This is a genomic window from Mobilicoccus caccae (assembly GCF_030161635.1).
GTDB lineage: Bacteria > Actinomycetota > Actinomycetes > Actinomycetales > Dermatophilaceae > Mobilicoccus > Mobilicoccus caccae.
Map to the genome: position 1 here is coordinate 111810 of NZ_BSUO01000001.1, position 19873 is coordinate 131682.

General features: G+C 69.3%; 19 protein-coding genes and 2 pseudogenes. 11 read left to right on the forward strand and 10 right to left on the reverse strand.

What is annotated here, in order from left to right; all coding sequences use genetic code 11:
* The first annotated feature begins 174 nt into the window (after positions 1–174).
* Complete coding sequence (locus QQK49_RS00580) at positions 175–1059, forward strand: alpha/beta fold hydrolase (protein ID WP_284302171.1); 885 nt, start codon at positions 175–177, stop codon at positions 1057–1059.
* A 65-nt stretch (positions 1060–1124) separates the two neighbouring features.
* Here QQK49_RS00580 and ctlX read toward each other — a convergent pair whose 3' ends face one another.
* Entirely contained in the window at positions 1125–2105 is a 981-nt protein-coding gene (ctlX, locus tag QQK49_RS00585; protein ID WP_284302172.1) for a citrulline utilization hydrolase CtlX, read from the reverse strand.
* A gap of 128 nt (positions 2106–2233) precedes the next feature.
* On the opposite strand from ctlX, the gene QQK49_RS00590 reads away from it, so the two are divergent.
* Together QQK49_RS00590 and QQK49_RS00595 are read left to right on the forward strand one after the other, a co-directional pair.
* Positions 2234–2659: an Lrp/AsnC family transcriptional regulator gene (locus QQK49_RS00590; RefSeq protein ID WP_284302173.1), complete on the forward strand. Its 426-nt coding sequence runs from the start codon at positions 2234–2236 to the stop codon at positions 2657–2659.
* Positions 2660–2816: 157 nt separating this feature from the next.
* On the forward strand, positions 2817–3131 hold the full coding sequence (locus tag QQK49_RS00595; protein ID WP_284302174.1) for a DNA polymerase ligase N-terminal domain-containing protein: 315 nt from the start codon (positions 2817–2819) through the stop codon (positions 3129–3131).
* A 6-nt stretch (positions 3132–3137) separates the two neighbouring features.
* On the opposite strand, the gene QQK49_RS00600 is transcribed toward QQK49_RS00595, so the two are convergent.
* The 4 genes from QQK49_RS00600 to QQK49_RS00615 all read right to left on the reverse strand — a co-directional run bounded on the left by QQK49_RS00600 (position 3138) and on the right by QQK49_RS00615 (position 6412).
* A complete protein-coding gene (locus QQK49_RS00600) occupies positions 3138–4148 on the reverse strand; it encodes a transketolase family protein (RefSeq protein ID WP_284302175.1) in 1011 nt (336 codons plus the stop codon).
* Positions 4145–5032: a transketolase gene (locus QQK49_RS00605; RefSeq protein WP_284302176.1), complete on the reverse strand. Its 888-nt coding sequence runs from the start codon at positions 5030–5032 to the stop codon at positions 4145–4147. Before QQK49_RS00605 ends, QQK49_RS00600 begins: the two co-directional genes overlap by 4 nt.
* Before the next feature lie 10 nt (positions 5033–5042).
* Positions 5043–5807 (reverse strand): SDR family NAD(P)-dependent oxidoreductase, encoded by a 765-nt coding sequence (locus QQK49_RS00610; protein WP_284302177.1) that lies wholly within the window; start codon positions 5805–5807, stop codon positions 5043–5045.
* Positions 5808–5929: 122 nt separating this feature from the next.
* The gene (locus QQK49_RS00615; RefSeq protein WP_284302178.1) at positions 5930–6412 is read right to left on the reverse strand and encodes a GntR family transcriptional regulator; all 483 of its coding nucleotides are present in this window, start codon (positions 6410–6412) and stop codon (positions 5930–5932) included.
* Positions 6413–6774: 362 nt separating this feature from the next.
* Here QQK49_RS00615 and QQK49_RS00620 point away from each other — a divergent pair, with 362 nt between their 5' ends.
* From QQK49_RS00620 to QQK49_RS00640, 5 genes and pseudogenes are all read left to right on the forward strand, one after another.
* Entirely contained in the window at positions 6775–8232 is a 1458-nt protein-coding gene (locus QQK49_RS00620; RefSeq protein WP_284302179.1) for a GntT/GntP/DsdX family permease, read from the forward strand.
* A gap of 32 nt (positions 8233–8264) precedes the next feature.
* Complete coding sequence (gene denD, locus QQK49_RS00625) at positions 8265–9278, forward strand: D-erythronate dehydrogenase (protein WP_284302180.1); 1014 nt, start codon at positions 8265–8267, stop codon at positions 9276–9278.
* A 131-nt stretch (positions 9279–9409) separates the two neighbouring features.
* Positions 9410–10090: a TetR/AcrR family transcriptional regulator gene (locus QQK49_RS00630; protein ID WP_284302181.1), complete on the forward strand. Its 681-nt coding sequence runs from the start codon at positions 9410–9412 to the stop codon at positions 10088–10090.
* Entirely contained in the window at positions 10087–10983 is an 897-nt protein-coding gene (locus QQK49_RS00635) for an alpha/beta fold hydrolase (RefSeq protein WP_226344060.1), read from the forward strand. Before QQK49_RS00630 ends, QQK49_RS00635 begins: the two co-directional genes overlap by 4 nt.
* Positions 10984–11046: 63 nt before the next feature.
* Positions 11047–12033, forward strand: a pseudogene (locus QQK49_RS00640) (IS481 family transposase).
* On the opposite strand, the pseudogene QQK49_RS00645 reads toward QQK49_RS00640, so the two are convergent.
* Positions 12030–13081: pseudogene (locus QQK49_RS00645) on the reverse strand (LLM class flavin-dependent oxidoreductase). The pseudogenes QQK49_RS00640 and QQK49_RS00645 sit on opposite strands and share 4 nt — an antisense overlap.
* 165 nt (positions 13082–13246) lie before the next feature.
* On the opposite strand from QQK49_RS00645, the gene QQK49_RS00650 reads away from it, so the two are divergent.
* Positions 13247–14431, forward strand: coding sequence for an alpha/beta fold hydrolase (locus QQK49_RS00650; protein WP_284302182.1), 1185 nt, complete (start codon positions 13247–13249; stop codon positions 14429–14431).
* Between the two features lie 67 nt (positions 14432–14498).
* Here QQK49_RS00650 and QQK49_RS00655 read toward each other — a convergent pair whose 3' ends face one another.
* Positions 14499–14933, reverse strand: coding sequence for a MarR family winged helix-turn-helix transcriptional regulator (locus QQK49_RS00655; RefSeq protein ID WP_284302183.1), 435 nt, complete (start codon positions 14931–14933; stop codon positions 14499–14501).
* A gap of 118 nt (positions 14934–15051) precedes the next feature.
* On the opposite strand from QQK49_RS00655, the gene QQK49_RS00660 reads away from it, so the two are divergent.
* Positions 15052–16197, forward strand: a complete 1146-nt coding sequence (locus QQK49_RS00660; protein WP_284302185.1) for a saccharopine dehydrogenase family protein — start codon at positions 15052–15054, stop codon at positions 16195–16197.
* Between the two features lie 25 nt (positions 16198–16222).
* On the opposite strand, the gene QQK49_RS00665 is transcribed toward QQK49_RS00660, so the two are convergent.
* Positions 16223–16555 (reverse strand): thioredoxin family protein, encoded by a 333-nt coding sequence (locus QQK49_RS00665; RefSeq protein ID WP_284302187.1) that lies wholly within the window; start codon positions 16553–16555, stop codon positions 16223–16225.
* A 147-nt stretch (positions 16556–16702) separates the two neighbouring features.
* Between QQK49_RS00665 and QQK49_RS00670 the strand changes: the two genes are divergently transcribed.
* Positions 16703–17875: a calcium:cation antiporter gene (locus tag QQK49_RS00670; RefSeq protein WP_284302189.1), complete on the forward strand. Its 1173-nt coding sequence runs from the start codon at positions 16703–16705 to the stop codon at positions 17873–17875.
* Positions 17876–17944: 69 nt separating this feature from the next.
* Here QQK49_RS00670 and QQK49_RS00675 read toward each other — a convergent pair whose 3' ends face one another.
* Together QQK49_RS00675 and QQK49_RS00680 are read right to left on the reverse strand one after the other, a co-directional pair.
* Positions 17945–19273, reverse strand: a complete 1329-nt coding sequence (locus QQK49_RS00675; protein WP_284302190.1) for a hypothetical protein — start codon at positions 19271–19273, stop codon at positions 17945–17947.
* 1 nt (position 19274) lies between these two features.
* On the reverse strand, positions 19275–19736 hold the full coding sequence (locus tag QQK49_RS00680) for a MarR family winged helix-turn-helix transcriptional regulator (RefSeq protein WP_284302192.1): 462 nt from the start codon (positions 19734–19736) through the stop codon (positions 19275–19277).
* Between the last annotated feature and the right edge of the window lie 137 nt (positions 19737–19873).

Consider the following 19873-nt stretch of genomic DNA (forward strand, 5'->3'; position numbering starts at 1 on the left):
GAAGAACAACACGGACAACATCGTCACGACAGCCGTTGCCGACGCCGCAGGTCAGGGGGTGAGCGGTGTCGAGCGGACCTGTCGATGTCGTCGGTGTTGTTCTTCGGATCGGGCGACACTGCGCGCCGTCCGGGGCAGTGCGGGTGTCGAGGGCGGTCTCGTCAGACTGGACCCATGACGCGGATCACGAAGGGGCCCGGCCCGATGGGTGTCGAGGAGCTCGTCGAGACACCCGACGGGCGGGTGCTGCACACGATGGTGGCGGGGGAGGGCCCTGACCTGGTGGTTCTCGAGGCGGGCCTGGGGTTCGGCGGGCACTATTGGGCGCCGGTCCATGAGCGCCTCGCCCGACGGGTGCGGGTCGTGGCGTACGACCGGGCCGGCCTGGGCGACAGCAGCCCCGACCCTCACCCTCGCGACCTCGACCGCCTGGAGGCGGACCTCGGTGTGCTTCTCGACGCCTACCCGCACCGGCGCCTCGTGCTCGTCGGACACAGTTGGGGTGGCCCCGTCGTGCGCCTGGCCGCCGCTCGGCGCCTGGACAGCGCGCGACCGATCACCGGCGTCGTGCTCGTGGACGCCTCCGACGAGCATGCGCCGGGGTACTTCGCCCGGCAGGCGGCCCTGGGCGATGCGGTGCAGGCGGCGACCCTGCCGACCCTGGCCAGGGTGGGCCTGATGCGTGCGCTGATCGCGGTGGCCGCTCGAGGACTCGAGCCCGTCCACCGTCGTGGCCTGCTGGACTCCTCGACGACGGTGGCCGCGGCCCGCGCCGCCGTCGAGGAGAACCGACATGTCCGGCCGGGGCTGCGGGCACTCCTGGACCGGCCCCTACCGTTGCCCGACGTGCCGGTGACCGTCATCTCGGGACGTCGGCACGGCCGCCTCGACGCCGGACTGCGGCGGCAGCTCAACCGCGCGCACGCGGTGACGGCCGAGAGGCATGGTGGCCGGCTCGTGTTCGCCGAACGCTCGGGCCACCTGATCCCCCTGAGTGAACCCGAGCTGATCGCCCGCGAGGTGCTGGCCATGGTCGAGCCGGCGCCGGAGCCGGCCTGACCGCCCGACACTCACGCCGGACGGGTCGCTGGGGAGCCGACCTCGAAGGCCGGCTCCCCAGCAGCTCAAGCGGATTCGCTGAACTGACGCCGCAGGTCGGTCGACGGCTCGGCCTCGGAGCGGGGCACGAGGTGGATGCCCGCGAGCATGCAGCGGGCCGAGCCGCCGGCGTGCTCGATCGTCGGGATGTGGACCGGGACGATCGGTGTCGTCGCCTCGAGGGTGGATCGTTGTGCTGGGGTGAGGGATTCGACGCCGCGAGCGCTCATGACGAGGACGTTGCCGGTCGGGGTGGTCACCTCGAACGCGTTGCCCGCGAACGCGGCGATCTGTGCGCGGGACAGCTCGACGACCTCGCGGCCGCTCGCCTCCAATTCGGCTCGTACCCGGGCCCGGTCGGCGACCGACGGCATCGCTTCGAGGCCCACGAGGGCGGTGTGCGTGCCCACCGACATGAGCACGTTGGTGTGGTAGATCGGCACGCCGTCGTCGTCGAGAGCGTCGAACACGACGGCCTCGTAGGCGAACTCGGCGCAGAAGCGGCGCAGCAGGGGCTCGCTCATGCGCTGCGAGCGGCACGCATAGGCGCGGCGGGTGCGGTGGTCGAGCACCATCGAGCCGGTGCCCTCGAGGAACTGCCCCTCGAGCTCGTGGCCGGTGTAGTCGTGCACCTGCGTGACCCGGTAGTGCTGGGCGAGGTCGTCGAGGATGTCGATGCGGCGCTCGGCCCGCCGGTTGGGGCAGTGCATCGGGTAGAGCGCGACCGCGCCGGAGTGCTCGGTGGAGAACCAGTTGTTCGGAAAGACCGAGTCGGGCGTCGCGGTGCCCACGTCGTCGTAGAGGTGCACGGTGATGCCGGCCGCCTCGAGGGTCGCCGCCATGGCCGTGACCTCGTCGAACGCGGCGCGCGCCACCTCCTCGGGCGCGACGGTGGGAGCGCTCTGGAACGCGTTGTCGACCCGGGTCTGCGGGTTGGGGACGAAGCGGTGCGGGCGGACCATGACGACGGCTCGCGGGGCGTGCCGGGCGGACAGATCATCAGGCATGGGGCCTCCTCTCGATGGACTCACCCTGGAATGGTGCGGTCTGGGAGGTGTCGCGCACCATGCCCAGAAGTAGCAATTTCTGGTTGCTCTCTGAACAAAGTGCGAGGTATTTGCCTACACTTTGGCCCATGAGGGCACTCGACGATCTCGACCGACGGCTGATCTTCGAGCTCCGGGGCGACGGGCGTGCCACCGTGAGTGCGCTGGCCGCCGCGCTGCAGGTGTCGCGCGGCACCGTGCAGGCGCGTCTCGAGCGGCTGTTGCGCGACCGGGTCATCCGACGGTTCACCATCGAGGTCGGGCCGGGCGCGGAGGAGGACATCGTCCGGGCGATCACGTCGATCCAGCTCAGCGGATCCAACGCGCGACCTGTGACCCGCCGCCTGACGTCGATGTCGCAGGTACGAGCGCTGCACACGACCAACGGCAACTGGGATCTGGTGGCCGAGATCTCCGCGACGAGCCTCGTCGCCCTCGACGCGACGCTCAGCGAGATCCGTTCGCTCGCAGGCGTCGCCAACACCGAGACCTCGATTCTCCTCACCTCGTTGTGACGCCGCGGCGGGCGACGTCCGTATGCCCGCAGAGGTCGTCCAGCGGGGTGCTCGATACCGGATCGCGCGTGGTCGACTCCGGCATCACCGGCCCGACGGGTGGTGGAATGTCGGGATGAACGCCGGTCGGCCCGTCTTCGTCCTCCATGAGCATCGCGTGCCGCGACACCACTTCGACCTGCGCCTGGAGGAGGGCGGCGTGCTGCGCTCGTGGGCGCTGCCCAAGGGTCTGCCGACCACTGCCGGCGCCGACCGGCTGGCGGTGCCGGTACCCGACCACGGGCTCGACCACGCGACGTACACCGACGCGGACAAGGACATCGCCGACACCGGCTGGTGGGAGCTGGAGGACCGCAACGACCGCCGATTCGTCTTCGTCCTGCACGGACGAACAGGAGCGCGCCGCTACGCCATGATCTCCACGGCGCAGGGCGCGCTCCTGCATCTGGTCGAGGACCAGTCCGGCCTCTGAGGGTGGTCAGGCGGTGCGGCGCAGTGCGCCCCGCACCGTGTCGACGACGGAGTCCGTCGACAGGCCGTATCGGTCGTGCAGCGTCGGCAGCGCCCCGGCGTCGAGGAACTCGTCGGGCAGGCCGATCGGCTCGATCTTCCTGCCGATCCCGCGCCGTGCCATCGCGCCGGCGACGCTCTCGAAGAGACCGCCGACCACGGTGTGGTTCTCCAGGGTGTATACGGGCCGGTCGGTGTCGATACGGGACAGAACGGTGTCCGCGTCGAACGGCTTGATCGTGGCGCAGTGCACGACCTCGGCCTCGATACCGCTCTTGGCCAGCTCCTCCGCGGCGAGCAGCGCCCGCATGGTCATGAGTCCACTGGAGACGAACACGACGTCGTCACCGGGGCGCACGACCTTGGCCTTGCCCAGTTCGAAGGTGTAGTCGTAGTCGTCCAGGATCCTCGGCACCGCGCCGCGGAGCAGGCGCGTGTAGGTCGGCCCGGGGGAGGCTGCGAGCTGGGGAACGGCCTGCTCGAGGTCGACGGCGTCGCACGGGTCGATGATCGTCAGGTTCGGCATCCCGCGAAGGATCGCCACGTCCTCGGTGGCCTGGTGCGAGGGCCCGTACCCCGTCGTCATGCCCGGCAGGGCACAGACGATGTTGACGTTGAGCTCGGGCTCCGCCATGTCCAGGCAGATGAAGTCGTAGGCGCGGCGCGTCGCGAACACCGAATAGGTGGAGGCGAACGGCACCAGACCCGTCTGCGCCATGCCGGCGGCCGCCATCATGAGCGCCTGCTCGGCCATGCCCATCTGGAAGAACCGGTCGGGGTAGGCCTTGGCGAAGACGTGCATGTCGGTGTACTTGGCGAGGTCGGCCGACAGGCCGACGATCCGCTCGTTCTCCGCCGCCGCCTTGACCAGCGCCTCACCGAAGGGCGCCTTGGTGGTGCGCATGCCGGGGTCGGCGATCGAGGCGATCATCGCGGCGGAGCGCAGGGGCTTCATGTTCTTGTCGGGGGCGTCGGTCATGACGCGTCCTTCCCTTCGTAACCGGCGGTGAGCTGGTCCATGCAGACCGGCCATTCCTCGGCGGCGATCTTCATGAAGTGGAGCTTCTCGCGAGATTCGAGCATCGGTACGCCCTTGCCGAGCTTGGTGTCGCAGATGATGATGTGCGGCCGGCCCTGGGCCTGGGCTTCGTCCTTGGCCGCATCGAGTGCGGTGAGCAGTGCCTCGAGGTCGTTGCCGTCGACACGCTGCGTGTGCCACCCGAACGACTCCCAGCGTGCTTCTTGCGGTTCGATCCGCAGCACGTCCTCGGTGCGGCCGTCGGCCTGCATGCCGTTCATGTCGACGAGGGCGATGAGGTTTCCGGTCTGCCAGTTGGCCGCGGCCATCGCCGCCTCCCAGGTGGATCCCTCGTTGAGTTCGCCGTCGCTGAACAGCACGTAGACGAACTGGTCCGTCTTGCCCTGATGCCGCAGACCCATCGCGGCACCGACGCCGAGTCCGAGGCCGTGGCCGAGTGAGCCACCCGAGATCTCGTTGCCGGGTGTGTAGGTCGACATCGAGGACATGGGTAGACGCGAGTCGTCCGCCGCGTACGTGGTCAGTTCGTCACGCGGAATGATGCCCGCCTCCGCGAAGGTGGCGTACAGCAGCAGCGCGTAGTGCCCGACCGACAGGAAGAATCGGTCGCGGTCCTCCCAGTCGGGGTTCTCCGGGTCGAACTTCATCGCGTCCATGTAGACGGCGGCGGTGATGTCGGAGGCGCCGAGCGCCTGTCCGACGTATCCCTCTCCCTGCGCTTCGCCTTCTTCGAGGACTCCCATGCGGATCCGGTAGGCCGAGTCGGTGGCCTCCTTGATCCTGGTCTGGAGGTCCTTGTCGCGGTTGGGGTTCTTGATCGACATGTTCTCTCCCTCAGCAGACATAGGTGCCGCCGTTGATGCTCTGGGTCGTGCCGGTGATGTAGCCGGCGTCCTCGCTCGAGAGCCACACGTACAGAGCGGCGATCTCATCGGGTCGGCACTGGCGTCCGAGCGGAACGGCGGCCGACAGCTTCTTCTCGTTGTCCTCGTCGGACCCGACCCTGATGTCGGTGTCGACGACTCCCGGCGCGATCGCGTTGACGGTGATTCCGTACTGGGCCAGCTCGCGCGCCATGCCCTTCGTCAAACCGATGACACCGGCCTTGGCGGCGGCGTACCCCGTCTTCGAGAAGACCCCACCGCCGTGCTGTGCGGTGACCGAGGACATGTTGACCACGCGTCCGTAGCCCGCCTCGATCATCTGGGGGACGAAGGCCTGGGCCACGAGGAAGGAGCCGGTGAGGTTGACCGCGATGACGCGGTTCCACTCGTCGAGGCTCATGTCGAGGAAGGAGGACGGGGAGGGGATTCCGGCGACGTTGGCCACGGCGCCCACCGGGGGCAGATCCGAGGCGGCGACCGCCTCGACGACCGCCCGCACGCTGTCGGGGTCGGCGACGTCGCAGGCGAGTGCGAGAACCGGCACGTCGTAGTCGTTCTTCAGCACGTCGCCGGACTGGGTGACGCCGGCCTGGTTCAGGTCGGTGAGGACGACCGCCCACCCCTCCTGGGCGTAGCGACGGGCGGTGGCGAGCCCGATGCCACGGGGCGATCCGGCTCCCGTGACGACGGCTGTGCGTTGAGTCTGTGCGTTCATCACTGGTCCTTTCAGGCGGTCGACGGTGACCGCTGACTCAACCCTTTCACCGCTGACTGTTGACTGTCAACAGTCAGCACACAGTGTGATGTGACACGCGTGATGCGGAGGAGGTCCGGGGGTCAGCGGGCCGGCGCGTCCACCCAGAGGCGCGCCGCCTGCTCCATGTGTGCCACGAGCGTGTCGTGCGCGGCCCGGTGATCGCCCGAGGCGATGGCGTCGACGATCGGGAGGTGGTGATCGCGGGTCATGATGGTGGAGGGGCGATCACCGCCCCGTGCGAAGAAGATGATCCGCATCCGATCCTGCAGCCCGCTCCACGCGTCGAGCAGAATCGAGTTCTCGCTCAGGCGCACCATGCGCTCGTGGAACGCCAGGTCGCGATTCATGTGATCGCTGAAGTCCCCCACCACGCTCGCCGGGGGCAGATGCCGGCGCAGCTCCGCGACGATGTCCGCCCGCCGCTCGTTGCCGGTGATCGCCCGCGCCGCCAGGCCTTCGAGGGCGCCGCGCACCTGAAAGAGTTCGGCGATCTCCCGGTCGTCCGGGGTGTGCACGTGCAGCCGTCCGCGGGCATCCGCGTCCACCAGCCCGGCCGCCTGCAACTCGCGTAGGGCCTCCCGCACCGTGCCACGGCTCACCCCGTAGGCGGTGGCCAGATCCGTCTCGATCAGCGAGGAGCCCAGGGGAAGTCACCGCTGGTGATGGCGGCGCGGAGGAGGTCGAGCACCTGCTCGCGCAGCGTCTGACGGTTGACGGCCACAGGCTTGACGATCACCGCTGAAGGTTACCAGCGGGTGCTGTGCGCGCCAGGTCGTCGGCAGGCCGACCATCGCTCCCACCTGGCCCCATGCCCCTTGTGCGGAGGTGCGGAAATTCTCCTCGAGCCCCTCTAGACCCGGCCGCGTCTCCGGGTTTAGGTTGACAGTCAACAGTCAACTGCCGACTGACGACAAAGGAGTCTCCCGTGGGCACTGCATATCTCATCCTCGTGGGGATAGCGGCCATCGCGTTGCTGCTGTTCCTGGTCATGGCCTTCAAATGGCCGGCATACATCGCGCTCGTCGCGGTCTCGGTGGTGGCTGCGGTCGCCGCGGGGATGCCACTCGACGAAGTCATCCCGACCGTCATCGCCGGAATGGGCGGCACTCTCGGCAGCGTCGCTCTCCTCGTCGGACTCGGCGCGATGCTCGGCGGGATCGTCGAGAAGACCGGCGGAGCCGAAGCGCTGGCGCGCAGCATCACTCGCAAGCTCGGCGAAGACCGGGTCGTTCCGGCCCTGGTCATCGCCGCGTCGCTGATCTCGATCCCGATCTTCTACGACGTCGCCTTCATCATCCTGGTCCCGCTCATCTACAGCTTCGGCAAGGCCGCGGGTCACCGCTCGCCGCTCATCCTCGGGCTGCCCATCGGCCCGCTCATGGTGTACATCCACAACACCGTTCCGCCGCACCCGGGCATCACCGCCGCCACGGTGAGTCTCACCGGCGACGTCGGCCTGCTCATGCTCGTCGGCCTGGCGATCTCGGTTCCGGTCGGTGTCGTCGCCTACTTCCTCGCCAAGTACCTCAACCGCACGGTCTTCGAGCTCTCCCCGGAGATCCAGGAGCACTTCGTCCACGCCGGGGCCGACGAGCCGATCGCGGGGATCGACCAGAACGGGGGCGGCAGCGGCGGCTCCACCGGTTCGGGCGGAACCGCTGCTGTCGGTGCCGCGACCTCCACCAGTGCTCCCACGGCCCCGGTCAGGACCGCGCCCGGGGGCGGCGAGGTCCTCTTCGCCATCCTGCTGCCGGTGGCCATGATCGCCGTCGGCACGATCGGCAACCTCCTGTTCGAGGACGGCAGCGCCGAAGCGCGCGCCACGGCCTTCATCGGCGCCCCGGCGTTCGCGCTGCTGGTGGCCTGCGTGCTCTCGTACTACCTCCTCGGTGTGCGCCACCACTGGTCCGCGGGTGAGGTCACCGAGATCATGGAGGGCGCGCTCGGCCCGGCCGCGGTCGTCATCTTCGTCACCGGTGCCGGTGGCGTCCTGGCCAAGGTTCTCACCGAGTCGGGCATCGGAGACGCGCTCGCGAACTCCCTCCTGCAGACCGGCATCCCGATCATCGTGCTGGCGTTCCTGCTCTCCGCGGCGTTCAAGGTCTCGCAGGGGTCGGGCACCGTGGCCAGCCAGACCACCGCTGCGCTGCTCGCCTCGACCATCATCGGCGGCGATTACAGCGCCATCCAGATCGTGCTGATCCTCGTGGCCATCGGCTGTGGCGCGAACTCCCTCACGCACGTGAACGACTCGGCATTCTGGATCACGACGAAGTACCTCGGCCTCTCCGTCGCCGACGGGTTCAAGACGTGGAGTCTCATGGGTCTCGTCCTCGCCCTCACCGGGTTCGCCATGTCGTGCCTGCTGTGGTTGATCGTCTGAGCCGGTCGGACCGGAGAACGGAAGGGATTCCCATGCGTATCGTCATCACGGGCGGTCACGGGTTCATCGGATCGCTGCTTCGAGCCCAGCTGAGCGCTCGCGGCGTCTTTCGCGGTGAACCGATCGACGAGCTCGTCATCCTCGACCGCAGCGCTGCTCAGAGCGACGTCGCAGGGTCGGGTGGAGTGTCGACGTCGACCGTGGTCGGCGACCTCGCCGAGAGCCTCGACGATCTCTTCACGCAGCCGGTCGACGCGGTGTTCCACCTGGCCTCGGCGGTGTCGTCGGAGTGCGAGGCCGACCTCGACCTCGGTCTTCGCGCCAACCTCGACGGAACCCGCGCCCTGCTGGACGCGGCCCGCCGCCAGTTCGAGCAGACCGGCCGGCTCGTCAGCGTGATCTTCAGCAGCAGTGTGGCCGTCTACGGTTCGGACGCCGCTCTTCCGATGCCGGAGGTGGTCAGCGAGTCGACCCTGTTGACACCGCAGTCGAGCTACGGCACGCAGAAGCACATGTACGAACAGCTGATCGCCGACTACACGAGGCGTGGCGTTCTCGACGGCCGGGTCGTGCGGCTGATGACGGTCGCGGTACGACCCGGACGCCCCAACGCGGCGGCCTCGAGCTTCGTGTCGGGGATCATCCGCGAACCGCTCGCGGGGCAGGGTTCCGTGTGCCCCGTCCGCCCCGACCTGCTGCTCGCGATCGCCTCACCTCGCCGCACCGTCGAGGGAATCCTCACGGTCGCGGAGGCCGAGCGGGGCGATGGCCCCGGCACTCTCACCGGTCGGCTTCCCGTGAATCTGCCCGCGCTCACCGTGACGGTGGGAGACATGCTCGATTCCCTCGAGCGCCTCGGCGGAAAGGAGGCGCGCGCCCGCGTCACGATGCGGGAGGACCCGGCGATCGATGCCATCGTGCGCTCATGGCCTGCGCGTTTCGACAATGCCCGCGCCTTCGCGCTGGGTCTGGGCGCCGATGAGGACATGGACGCCGTCGTGGCCCAGTACATCGAGGATCACGCGTCCGGAACCGTGGACGCCTGACCCGCGGGGCGCGAGCGGAGGCGTGCGGGAGCCGATGCCCGGATCGGGTGGTGGAGGAGCCCTGGTGGTTCCGCTAGTTGTACTGACCGGGCACGTTGATCAACGCGCGTCGGGGATATACAATACGAGACGTGTCGTATCAAAAGGATGGTGTTGTTTCGCGCGGTCGCCCTCGTGACGTAGAGCTCGATCGCCGGCTTACGTCGGCGGTCCTTGAGGTACTCGGCGAGGAAGGCTTCGAAGGCCTGACATTCGAAGCGGTCGCGCGCCGCAGCAAGGCCTCCAAAGCGTCGCTGTATCGCCGCTGGCCCAGCAAGCGAGACATGGTGTTGGCCGCGGTGAAGGACGGGCCCGCGCGGGAAACATCCGAACCCCTCGAACCCGGGTCGTGCCTGCGTGACGACCTCCTGGCACTTGTTCGGCGGCTGGCGCAGACGATGAGCACGGCGGACACCGGCACGGCGCTTATGTTGTTGCAGGCCGGGCTAGAAGACCCAGACCTGTGCGACGCCATCGAGGAGGCCGTTGGCCCCACGGGGGCCCGGCTGCCACAACCGGTGATCGACGCTGCCGTCGCCCGCGGTGAGCTGCCCCTCGGTGTTGATCCCTTCGCATACGAGGAAGTCGTGGGCGCGGTCCTGTTGCTGCGTCGCGCAAACGGTCTCGCCATCACCGACGACTACTTGCACTCGCTCGTTGACGCCGTAGTCATCCCCGCCCTGACCGCTTCGCCCGCCCGCGTCGGGCTGCCCGCCGGCATCTTCTCTGGCCACCCCTCGACCACTGCTAACCCGTCCCAGGAGACCTCATGACAAACCTCACGATCGAAGACTTCAGCTATCGCTCCGTCGCGGGCAGCGACGGAGTCCGCCTCAACGTCGCCGTCGGTGGTCAGGGCCCGGCCGTGGTCCTGCTCCACGGGTTCCCTCAAACGCACTACATGTGGCGACATGTCGCCCGTCGGCTCGCCGCGCAGTTCACCGTGATCGTCCCGGACCTGCGCGGTTACGGCGACAGCGACAAGCCTGCCGCAAACAGCCCCGACACATACTCCAAGCGCACGATGGGCAACGACATCGTCGCTGTTGCCCACGAGCTCGGCTTCGATCGCTTCGGGCTGGTGGGCCATGACCGCGGGGCCTTGGTCGCCGTGCGCGCCGGCCTCGATCACCCTGACACGGTGTCCTTCCTCGGCATTCTCGATGTCTTGCCCACCCTCGACACCTGGTCAGTCCTGCACGGCGTGGACGCCAAGGTCGCCTGGCACCTCTATCTCATGGCGCAGCCCGCCGGGCTGCCCGAGAAGATGATCGCCGCAGTCGCGCCCGAGTTCTACGGCTCCTTCCTCGACGCGTGGGACCCGACCGGCACCACCTTCACCCCGCAAGAACGGGACCACTACGTCCAGAGCTCGATCACGTCCACCGACTCGATCGTCGCCGACTACCGCGCCACCGCGGGGATCGACCTCGACATGGACGCCTCCGACCGCGAACGCGGCGCCCAACTGGCCATGCCCACGGCCGCCATCTCTCAGGACTGGGGCGCACAGCTCGGCTTCGACGCCGCGGCCCTCTGGCGCGCGTGGGCGCCCGACTTCACTTACCAGGCCACGGCCAGCGGCCACTTCATGGCCGAGGAGAACCCCGACGAGATCGCCGACTTTATCGAGAACCTCGCGCGACGCGCCCAGCATCAGCCCTGAACCACCCACCTTCGAGGGGCCCATCCGCGCCGGATGGGCCCCTCGCTGTACGCAAGGACACGAATGTCGCATCGAAATGCCGCTCTGACCCCACGCCACCGCTTGAAGGTCGCCCGCTTGGTCGTCGACTTCGGGTGCCCGATCAGCGAGGTCGCCGCCCGGTTCCAGGTCTCCTGGCCGACGGTGAAGCGCTGGGTCGACCGCTACCTGGCCGGCGAGTCGATGCAGGACCGCTCCTCGCGCCCGAGGACGTCCCCGAACAAGACCCCGAAGCAGGTGACGAAGCGGTGTGTGAGTCTGAGAATGCGGTTGCGGGAGGGTCCTGTTCAGCTCGCTGCCCGACTCGACATCGCCCCTTCGACGGTGCATCGCATCCTGTCGACGGCGCGCCTGAACCGGCTGTCGTACGTCGACCGGGCCACGGGTGAACCCGTCCGCCGGTACGAGCACTCCCACCCCGGGTCGCTGGTGCACGTGGACGTGAAGAAGCTCGGGAACATCCCCGACGGCGGCGGCTGGCGCTACGTCGGCCGGCTCCAAGGCGAACGGAATCGGGCCGCGACCCCCGGGAAGCCGAAGAACAAGTGGCACAACCCCAGGCTCGGCTACGCCTAAGTCCACACCGTCATCGACGACCACTCCCGCGTCGCATACACCGAGGTCCACGACGACGAGACCGCCGTCACCGCAGTCGCCGTCCTGCACCGAGCCGTCGAATGGTTCGCCGACCGCGGCGTCACGATCGAGCGGGTGTTGTCGGACAACGGCGGCGCGTACCGGTCGCACCTGTGGCGCGACACCTGCGAAGCCCTATCGATCACCCCGAAGCGGACGCGACCGTACCGGCCGCAGACCAATGGGAAGGTCGAGCGCTTCCACCGGACCATGGCTGACGGGTGGGCCTACGCCCGCTGCTACACCAGCGAGCAAGAACGCCGAGACGCCCTTCCCGGATGGCTGCACCGGTACAACCATCACCGTCCCCACAGCGCGTGCGGGAACAAGCCACCATTCTCACGGTTGATCAACGTCCCCGGTCAGTACAGCTAGTTGTTGTCGTAGCCCGTGACCGGGCCGGCGGTGTTCGGCTCCCACCCGAGCGCCGGTGCGACGTGCGTGGCGAAGTTCTCCAGGATGCGCAGGTTGGGCGCCACGCCGAGCTGGGAGGGGATCGTCAGCATGAGGGTGTCGGCCGCCTGCACGGCGGCATCGGCCTGCAACTGCTCGATGAGACGGTCCGGCTCGCCGACGTAGGAGCGTCCGAACGTGGACGTGAATCCGTCGATGACGCCGACCTGGTCGCGCGACTCCCCGCGCAACTGCAGCCACATCGTGTCGTTCGCATCGACGATGGGAAAGACACTGCGGCTCACCGACACCCGAGGCGTGTGTGCGTGGCCCTGCTCGGCGAACGCATCGCGGTAGCGCTCGATCTGCTCGCGCTGCAGGTCGCCGAACGCGTCTCCGGTGGCCTCGGTGATGAGGGTCGAGCTCATGAGGTTGACGCCGATCTGCCCCGCCCAGGCGGCCGTGTCGCGCGTGCCGGCGCCCCACCAGATGCGCTCGGCCAGGCCGGGGAGTGCGGCTCGACCCGCAGTCGCACGCCGGGGCCGAACTGCGCCGGGTCGGCGTCGACCATCCGCTCACCGGAGACGGCTCGCATGAAGGTCGCGAACTTCTCACGAGCCAGATCGGCGCCGCGGGGGTCGGTCGAGCCGGTGTAACCGAACGCCTCCCATCCGCGCTGGGCGGGCTCGGGTGAGCCGCGGCTGATGCCCAGGGCGATGCGTCGCCCGGAGATGAGGTCGAGCGCGGCCGCCTCCTCGGCGAGCTGCAGCGGGTTCTCGTACCGCATGTCGATGACGCCCGTGCCGACCTCGATGCGGGAGGTGCGCGCGGCGATCGCCGACAGCAGCGGCATCGGGGAGGCCGCCTGGCGCGCGAAGTGGTGCACGCGGAAGTAGGCGCCGTTGACGCCGAGATCGTCTGCGCCCTGGGCGATGTCGATCGCGTCGCGCAGCATCGCGCCCGCGTCCGGATCGTGCGGCCCGCTGCCGGAGCCGTAGTGGCCGAAGCTGAGGAATCCGAAGGCCTTCATGCCGTGGTCCAACATGAGTGAAGAATCACTTGTTCCTGCGTCGGTACGGGCGGGATGGGCCTCGCCGTGAGCGCCGCCTGATTCACTGGGGGCATGGGACGAGACCCTGAAAGGGCCAGGCAGGCGAGGCTGCGGCGGGCTCGCCGGCGCAACGACGTGAGGACCGTGAGGCGTGCCGGCGACGACACGTCGCTGCCGTTCGACCTCGCGTACGTGCGCACCGGGCAGCGTGGCCGCACACCGGTGCTCGTGCTCCCCGGTGGTCCGGGGGTCGCCTCGATCCGCATGTACGAGCCGTTCCGCGCCTCGGCCACCAAGCACGGGCTCGACGTGGTCATGGTCGACCACCGCGGGGTGGCGTTCTCCCGCCGCGACACCTCCGGTCGCGACCTCCCGCCGGAGTCGATGACCCTGGAGAGTGCCGTCGACGACCTCGCGGCCGTGCTCGACGCCGAGGGCATCGAGCAGGTGATCGTCTCGGGAACCTCCTACGGCACCTACCTCGCCCAGGCGTTCGGCGTGCGTCACCCGCAGCGGGTGGCCGGCATGGTGCTCGATTCGACCGTGCTCACCGCCGAGGACCACCACGAGGTGCGCCGCAATGCGCGCCGTCTGCTCTGGGAGGGCGCCGATCCCGCTACCGCCGAGGTGGCGTCGAAGATCCGCATCCTCGTGGAGCGCGACGGCCTCGACCCCCTCGCTCTCGGCGACGCCGCTCGCCTGCTCTACGAGTTCGGCGGTGTCGCCCTGCTCGACCGGTACCTCGAACAACTCGTCCGCGGGCAGGCCAGGGCCACGCAACGCACCATCGCCCGGCTCATGTCCAAGGAGGTGGCCGAGGGGTCGCCCGGGATCATGGAGTTCGACCTCGTCGGCCGCATCGCGTTCCGCGAACTGCAGTACCACCCCGAGCCCGACGGCCTCATCTTCGACCCCGCCCCCTCGATGGAGGAGGCCTCCCACGCTCATCCGCCCTACGCGGGCGAGCCGTTCGACCTGCCCGCCGCCCTTCCCCGCTTCGACTGGCTGACCGCCGTGATCTCCGGAGGCCGCGACCTGCGCACACCGCGCGTCGTCGCCGAACGTGTGGCCTCGCTGCTGCCCGACGGGGTCCTCGTGCCGATCGCCGAGATGGGGCACAGCGCCCTCGACACCCACAACGAGATCCTGCTGGAGGTCGCGCGGGCGGTCCGCGACGGCGACCGTGAACGGCTGGCCGAGCTGGCCCGCAGCGGCGGTTCGGAGATTCGCCGGCGTGGCGCCTCCGGCCTGCTGGGTCCGATCCTGCGAGCACTGCTGGCCGCCGAGAAGCCCGTGGCTCCGCTGGTGCGGGCAGCGACTCGGAGGTAGCCACCGCGACGTGGATGATGCGTGCCCGACGCCGCTGGTCGCGGCGCATGTCGGCCGTGTCGTTTCGTCAGCGGCGAGGCACCCGCGCGGCTCGGTCGGTCATCGTCGCGCACAGGGTGACGAGGGTGTCGCGGCGCTCCTCGTCGAAGTCGCCGAGCAACACCTCACCGATCTCGCGCCGCACGGCGGCGATCTCGGCGGCAGCGGACTCGCCGGCCGCCGTGAGGCTCACCCGCAGTGCACGACGGTCCTCCGGGTCGGGGTCGCGGCGCACGAGCCCCTTGTCCACCAGCGCGTCGACGATGACGGCCAACTGCTGCGCACTCACGCCCACCGACTGACCGAGCGCTCGCTGGCGAGACGGGCCGTCCTCGTGCAGGGCGAAGACCACGCGGGCCCGCACGGGCGTCAGGCCGAGGCGGCGTGTGCCCGTATCCACGAGGGCGCCGAAGCCGGCGGCGAGGTCGGCCACGGCATCAAGAGCGTCTTCCACCGACGTCACGGTCTTCTCCTCTCGGGGGCGGACGAGTTCACGGTAGCTCCTTGACAACCATCAACAGTATTGTCAATAGTGTTGATGGTTCGCAAGGGCGAACACAGTCGAGATGAAGGAGCCTGCGATGGACGTCGTGATCATGGGATGTGGGGAGATCACCGGTGCGGTGGCCCAGGAACTGGCCCGAGAGGGCGGGGTGCGCCTCGTGGTGGCCGACCGGGATGAGACCAGGGCACGCGAGCTGGCCGCCCGAACCGGCGCACGTCCGGCGCGCGTCGACGTGACCGACCGCGAACAGCTGATCTCCGTGCTGGGCGACGCCGACCTCGTCGTCAACGGGGTGGGCCCGTTCTTCCGGTTCGGCCGCAGTGTCATCGACGCCGCCGTGGCGACCTCCACGCACTACGTCGACGTGTGCGACGAGTACGACGTGACGGCGCAGGTCGTCGCCGACGTCGACCTCGACCGGGCTGCCCGTGAGGCGGGTCTGACGATCCTGCTCGGCGCGGGAGCATCGCCCGGCATCACGAATCTGGCGGCGCGCTGGGCGGCGGAAGGGCTGGACGAGGTGCGCTCGATCGACCTCTTCGTCGGCGTGCCGACGATGCCGAGCTTCGGGGTGACCATCAACGAACACATGCTGCATGCGCTCTCGGGCGACGTACTGCAGGTGCTCGACTCCCGTCTGCAGCCGGTCCCGGCCTGGGGTGGCGCGGTCGAGCAGCCTCTGGCCGAGCCCTTCGGCACCCACGAGTTCGGGTACATGGGGCATCCCGAGCCCATCACCCTCGCCCGCAGGTACCCGGGGCTCGAGCGGGCCACGATCCGGTACTCGTGGCTGTCGCCGCAGACCAACCGGCTGTGGCGTGACTTCGATCGGCTGGGACTGACGTCGTCGGACCCGGTCGACGGCACCGGCATCTCGCCGCGCGGCTTCCTCGCCCGCCTCCTCGACAGCGACCAGGCGGCGGCGATCCCGGGTGCCACCCCCACCGAGCGTCCGGTGGGCTCCGCGTGGCGCATCGTCGCCGAGGGCGTGCGCGACGGGCGATCCGCCGAGGTCGTCGTCGACAACGCGATCCGGTACGCCGAATTGCGGTGCGCCGGGCCGATGCTCACGGCGCTGCCGGCGGCGTGGGCGGCTCGGGCGCTCCTGCGCGGCGAGGTGGAGGGCGCAGGAGTGGTGGCCCCTGAGGACCTGTTCGATCCGGAACCCTTCATCGCCGACTACGTCGAACGCACCGGGTGCCGCATCGAGCGGCGCGTGTGAGCTCGGGCGGCCCTGCCGACGAGGGTCAGGAGCGCGCGAAGCCGGCCCGGCCGAGAGCGTCCTCGAGGTCGGCGGGGTCGACCGGGCGCACGACGCGTCCGACCTCCACGCCGTCGCGCAGGAGCACGAGCGTCGGCCAGAGCTTGACCCTGAACGAGCGGCCCAGCGGGTATCCCTTGCCGTCGGCGACCTTGATGCGGCGGATGTGGGGGCGGGCGTCCAAGGCCTGGTCGAGCAGCGGTCGGGCGGCGCGGCAGATGCCGCACCAGTTGGCCCCGAACTCCAGGGCCACCTCACCCGGCATGGCGTCGACCTCGTCGCGGGTGGGCTGGTCTTCCTCGTATCCCAGGGAGAGCATCACCCGATCCTAGGGTGAGCCTGCGCGGCCGGCGCCTCGTGAAGCACCTTCGCGTGCCGGATACGATGGAGGCGAAGCTGCCGGCGGGACGACCCGCCAGGTCGACGTACGAGCAGGGACGACCCCGCAGAAACTCGGGAATCACCTGTGAACTCGGTACCCATCCTCCGCACCGTTCTCACTCCGGCGGTGCTCGTCCGCATCGCCTTGGGTTGGGGAGCGTTCGTCCTCACGCTGGTGGCACGGCCCGTGCTGTCCGCCCATCTCCCGACGTCGGCGCTGGTCGCGGTGCTGGCGGCGGTCGTCGCCGTCATCGTGGTCTGCGCCTTCGGGGTCGTCGCCCAGGCCGAACACCTCGCACACCGCCTCGGCGATCCCTACGGCACGCTCGTGCTCACGCTGTCGATCGTGCTCATCGAGGTCATCCTCATCTCGGCCGTGATGCTCGGCCCCGGCGATCACCTCACCATCGCCCGGGATTCGGTCATGGCGGTCTCGATGATCATCCTCAACCTGGTCATCGGCGTCGCGCTGCTCGTCGGCGGCCTGCGCCACGGTGGCCTCCTGCCCAACCGTGCCGGGACCTCGGCGTACCTGTCGCTGCTGGTCGTGCTGTGCACGGTCGCCTTCGCGCTGCCCGGCCTCATCGGCACGGGCGGCGCCTACCGCGCCGGGCAGGCTGTCCCGATCGCCGCGCTCACCGTGGTGCTCTACGCCTTCTTCCTCTACCGGCAGATGGGAGCCCAGCGCGCAGACTTCCAAGAGGTGATCGCGGTGGGGTCCACCGGGGCAGCGAACCCTGCCGCGGAGGCGACCGATGACGCGGCGGACGTGCGTCCCTCGATCGGCGAGGTTCTCTCGGAGCACCGCACCGAGGTGGTCGCGCGGGCGATCGCCCTGGTGCTGACGGTGACACCGATCGTGCTGCTCTCCCACGACATGGCGGTGCTCCTCGACGACGGCCTCGGCCGGGCCGGGGCCCCGGTGGCGCTGTCGGGCATCCTCATCGCGATGATCGTCTTCCTCCCGGAGACCCTCACCGCGATCCGGGCCGCCCACGCCGGGGAGATCCAGCGGGTGAGCAACCTGTGTCACGGCGCGCTGGTCTCCACCGTGGGGCTGACGATCCCGGCGGTGCTGACGATCGGGCTGCTCACCGGTCAGACGGTGGTCCTCGCCGAGAACGCCACCAACCTGACCCTGCTCGCGGTGACGCTGGTACTGAACGTGATGACGTTCGCGGGCTCGCGCGTCACCGCACTGCACGGCAGCGCCCACCTCATGGTCTTCGTGATCTACGGACTCACCGTGTTCGCGTGACCTCTGCGCCCCCATCTCGAACAGGCGGGAGCAGTGTCGAACCGGAGGGTCTGGCGTCCGGTCCGAACGTCACCCTCCGGTTCGAGATGGGTTCGGCGTTCCTGCGGGTCGTTCGTTGATCCACGCGGACGTGATGGAGCCGGACCCGCGATCGATCCTGGCCTCGTAGCGGTACGCCGTCGGCCAGGTGGCGAACATCGACGAGTCGCTCACGATGTACCGGTACAACAGCCCGCGCTGGCGCGGCACTTCGACGGCGTTCACGTCGATGGCCAGTCGGGTGCGGTGGCCCTGGACCTCCACCGTGTAGCCGGCGGTGATGCGGCCCAGCTCCGGGTGGCTGGTCATGATGACCGTGCCGCGGCCGGCCTGCGTCAGGTCCAGAGCCGGCTCGAACGCGAACTCAGTGCTCCCGGCGATGATCCGGCCGAGGTGGGGCCCGTCGAAGACGTAGACGGTGTCGCCGTCGCGATGGGTATCTCCATCGGTGGTGACGCGTTGCAGGTGGGCGTGGCCTGTCGGGAAGACCGCGATGATCTCGGAGTCGGTCATGTACTTGGCGAAACTGCGCCACTGACCCTGGATCGGTAGTGGGACGGGAAAACCGGCCAACGTGACGGGCCGGTCGTCGATGTGCACGTCGAGGTCGGAGCCGCCGAGGCGGATGAACTCGAAGTCGTGCATGAGGAACAGGGGGAAGTACTCCGGGTCGGCGGCGGACGACCCCACCGGTGCCAGGAGATTCATCGGCGTGGACCGCCGGGTGGTGCGTTCGTGGATGCCGGCCGTGATCCGTCGGCCTTCGACGTCGACGAAGGAGAACTCGACGTGGATGCGGCTCTGGTCGTCCACCTCGAGGATGGGCCGGCCGAGGTCCGTGTGGCGATAGGTGAGCCGACCCCTGCCCGTCACCCGGCTCTCCTCCTCCGGTTCGGGAGTCAGAGTCAGGTCGTCGTACAGGTCGACGTGGCCGTCGTGTCGATAGCCGATGATCCGGATGCCCTGCTCGGCGCCCCGATCGATGAACTGCGGTTCGAGTCCCTCGTAGACGCTGTCGCCATCGTCGGCGAACTGCAGCAGGGCGAGCCGGGTGATGGGTGCGCGGTCGACCCGCAGCGGGAGGAGTACCTCGCGATCCTGGCCGTCGTTCCGGTCGGACGAGACGCTCGGGGCGGTCCCGGGGAATGGTCGACGCAGATCCCAGACCTCCCACCCGATGAGGAGCACCCCTACCAGCGCGATCGCGAGTGCCCCTCGGGCCGGCCAGACCCCGTGCCCCTGCGAGAGGGCGAAGACCGCCGCCGCCGCCGCGCCGGCGAGCATGGCGAGGGACGACCGGACGTCGAGGACCGCCACTGGCAGCGCCACCAGCGCCAACACCACCGCGACCCACGCCATGTCAGATCTCCGCGCCCGGGGGGAGCAGTGAGTCCCCGGTCAGTGACCGCGACATGGTGTCGAGCACCCGCAGGCAGGTGTGCAGGTCGGCAGGTGCGACGTCGGCGAAGAGGTCGTCCAGGAGGCGTCTTCCGGTCGCGTCCTCGCGCTCGAACAGGTCGAACGCTGCCTGGGTGAGGCTGATCTGTCGGGCGCGCCCGTCCTCGGGTGAGGGGGCGAGGCTCAGCAGGCCCTTACGGTCCAGTGCCCCCACCAGTTTGCGGACGTTCTGATGCGTGGTGCCGAGGGTGCGAGCCACCACCGCGGTCGAGGGCACCGGCTGCGGCAGAGTGGCGACCACGGCCAGCGCCAGCCACTGCTTCAGCGTCACCTCGCCCAGCGCCGAGTCGTACGTCGTCTGCATGCGGTTGGCGAGCAACAGCACGCCCGCGAACGTCGCCTGTCGGTCGTCGATCCCGGCCATAGGGAAAACGTACAACTAGTTGTAAAAAATGGCGGCGCCGGCTCGACGAGAGCGGATATCGGCCCGCCTGAGATCGGGGAGTCCGCCCTGCGGTGAGCAAGAACGGTCGGGCGCGGGCGGGGGTGGCGCGCGCAGAC

Coding starts and splice junctions, on each gene's coding strand:
- QQK49_RS00580 (WP_284302171.1), top strand. CDS start 175: ATGACGCGGATCACGAAGGGGCCCGGCCCGATGGGTGTCGAGGAGCTC.
- ctlX (WP_284302172.1), bottom strand. CDS start 2,105: ATGCCTGATGATCTGTCCGCCCGGCACGCCCCGCGAGCCGTCGTCATG.
- QQK49_RS00590 (WP_284302173.1), top strand. CDS start 2,234: ATGAGGGCACTCGACGATCTCGACCGACGGCTGATCTTCGAGCTCCGG.
- QQK49_RS00600 (WP_284302175.1), bottom strand. CDS start 4,148: ATGACCGACGCCCCCGACAAGAACATGAAGCCCCTGCGCTCCGCCGCG.
- QQK49_RS00605 (WP_284302176.1), bottom strand. CDS start 5,032: ATGTCGATCAAGAACCCCAACCGCGACAAGGACCTCCAGACCAGGATC.
- QQK49_RS00610 (WP_284302177.1), bottom strand. CDS start 5,807: ATGAACGCACAGACTCAACGCACAGCCGTCGTCACGGGAGCCGGATCG.
- denD (WP_284302180.1), top strand. CDS start 8,265: ATGCGTATCGTCATCACGGGCGGTCACGGGTTCATCGGATCGCTGCTT.
- QQK49_RS00635 (WP_226344060.1), top strand. CDS start 10,087: ATGACAAACCTCACGATCGAAGACTTCAGCTATCGCTCCGTCGCGGGC.
- QQK49_RS00660 (WP_284302185.1), top strand. CDS start 15,052: ATGGACGTCGTGATCATGGGATGTGGGGAGATCACCGGTGCGGTGGCC.
- QQK49_RS00665 (WP_284302187.1), bottom strand. CDS start 16,555: ATGCTCTCCCTGGGATACGAGGAAGACCAGCCCACCCGCGACGAGGTC.
- QQK49_RS00675 (WP_284302190.1), bottom strand. CDS start 19,273: ATGGCGTGGGTCGCGGTGGTGTTGGCGCTGGTGGCGCTGCCAGTGGCG.
- QQK49_RS00680 (WP_284302192.1), bottom strand. CDS start 19,736: ATGGCCGGGATCGACGACCGACAGGCGACGTTCGCGGGCGTGCTGTTG.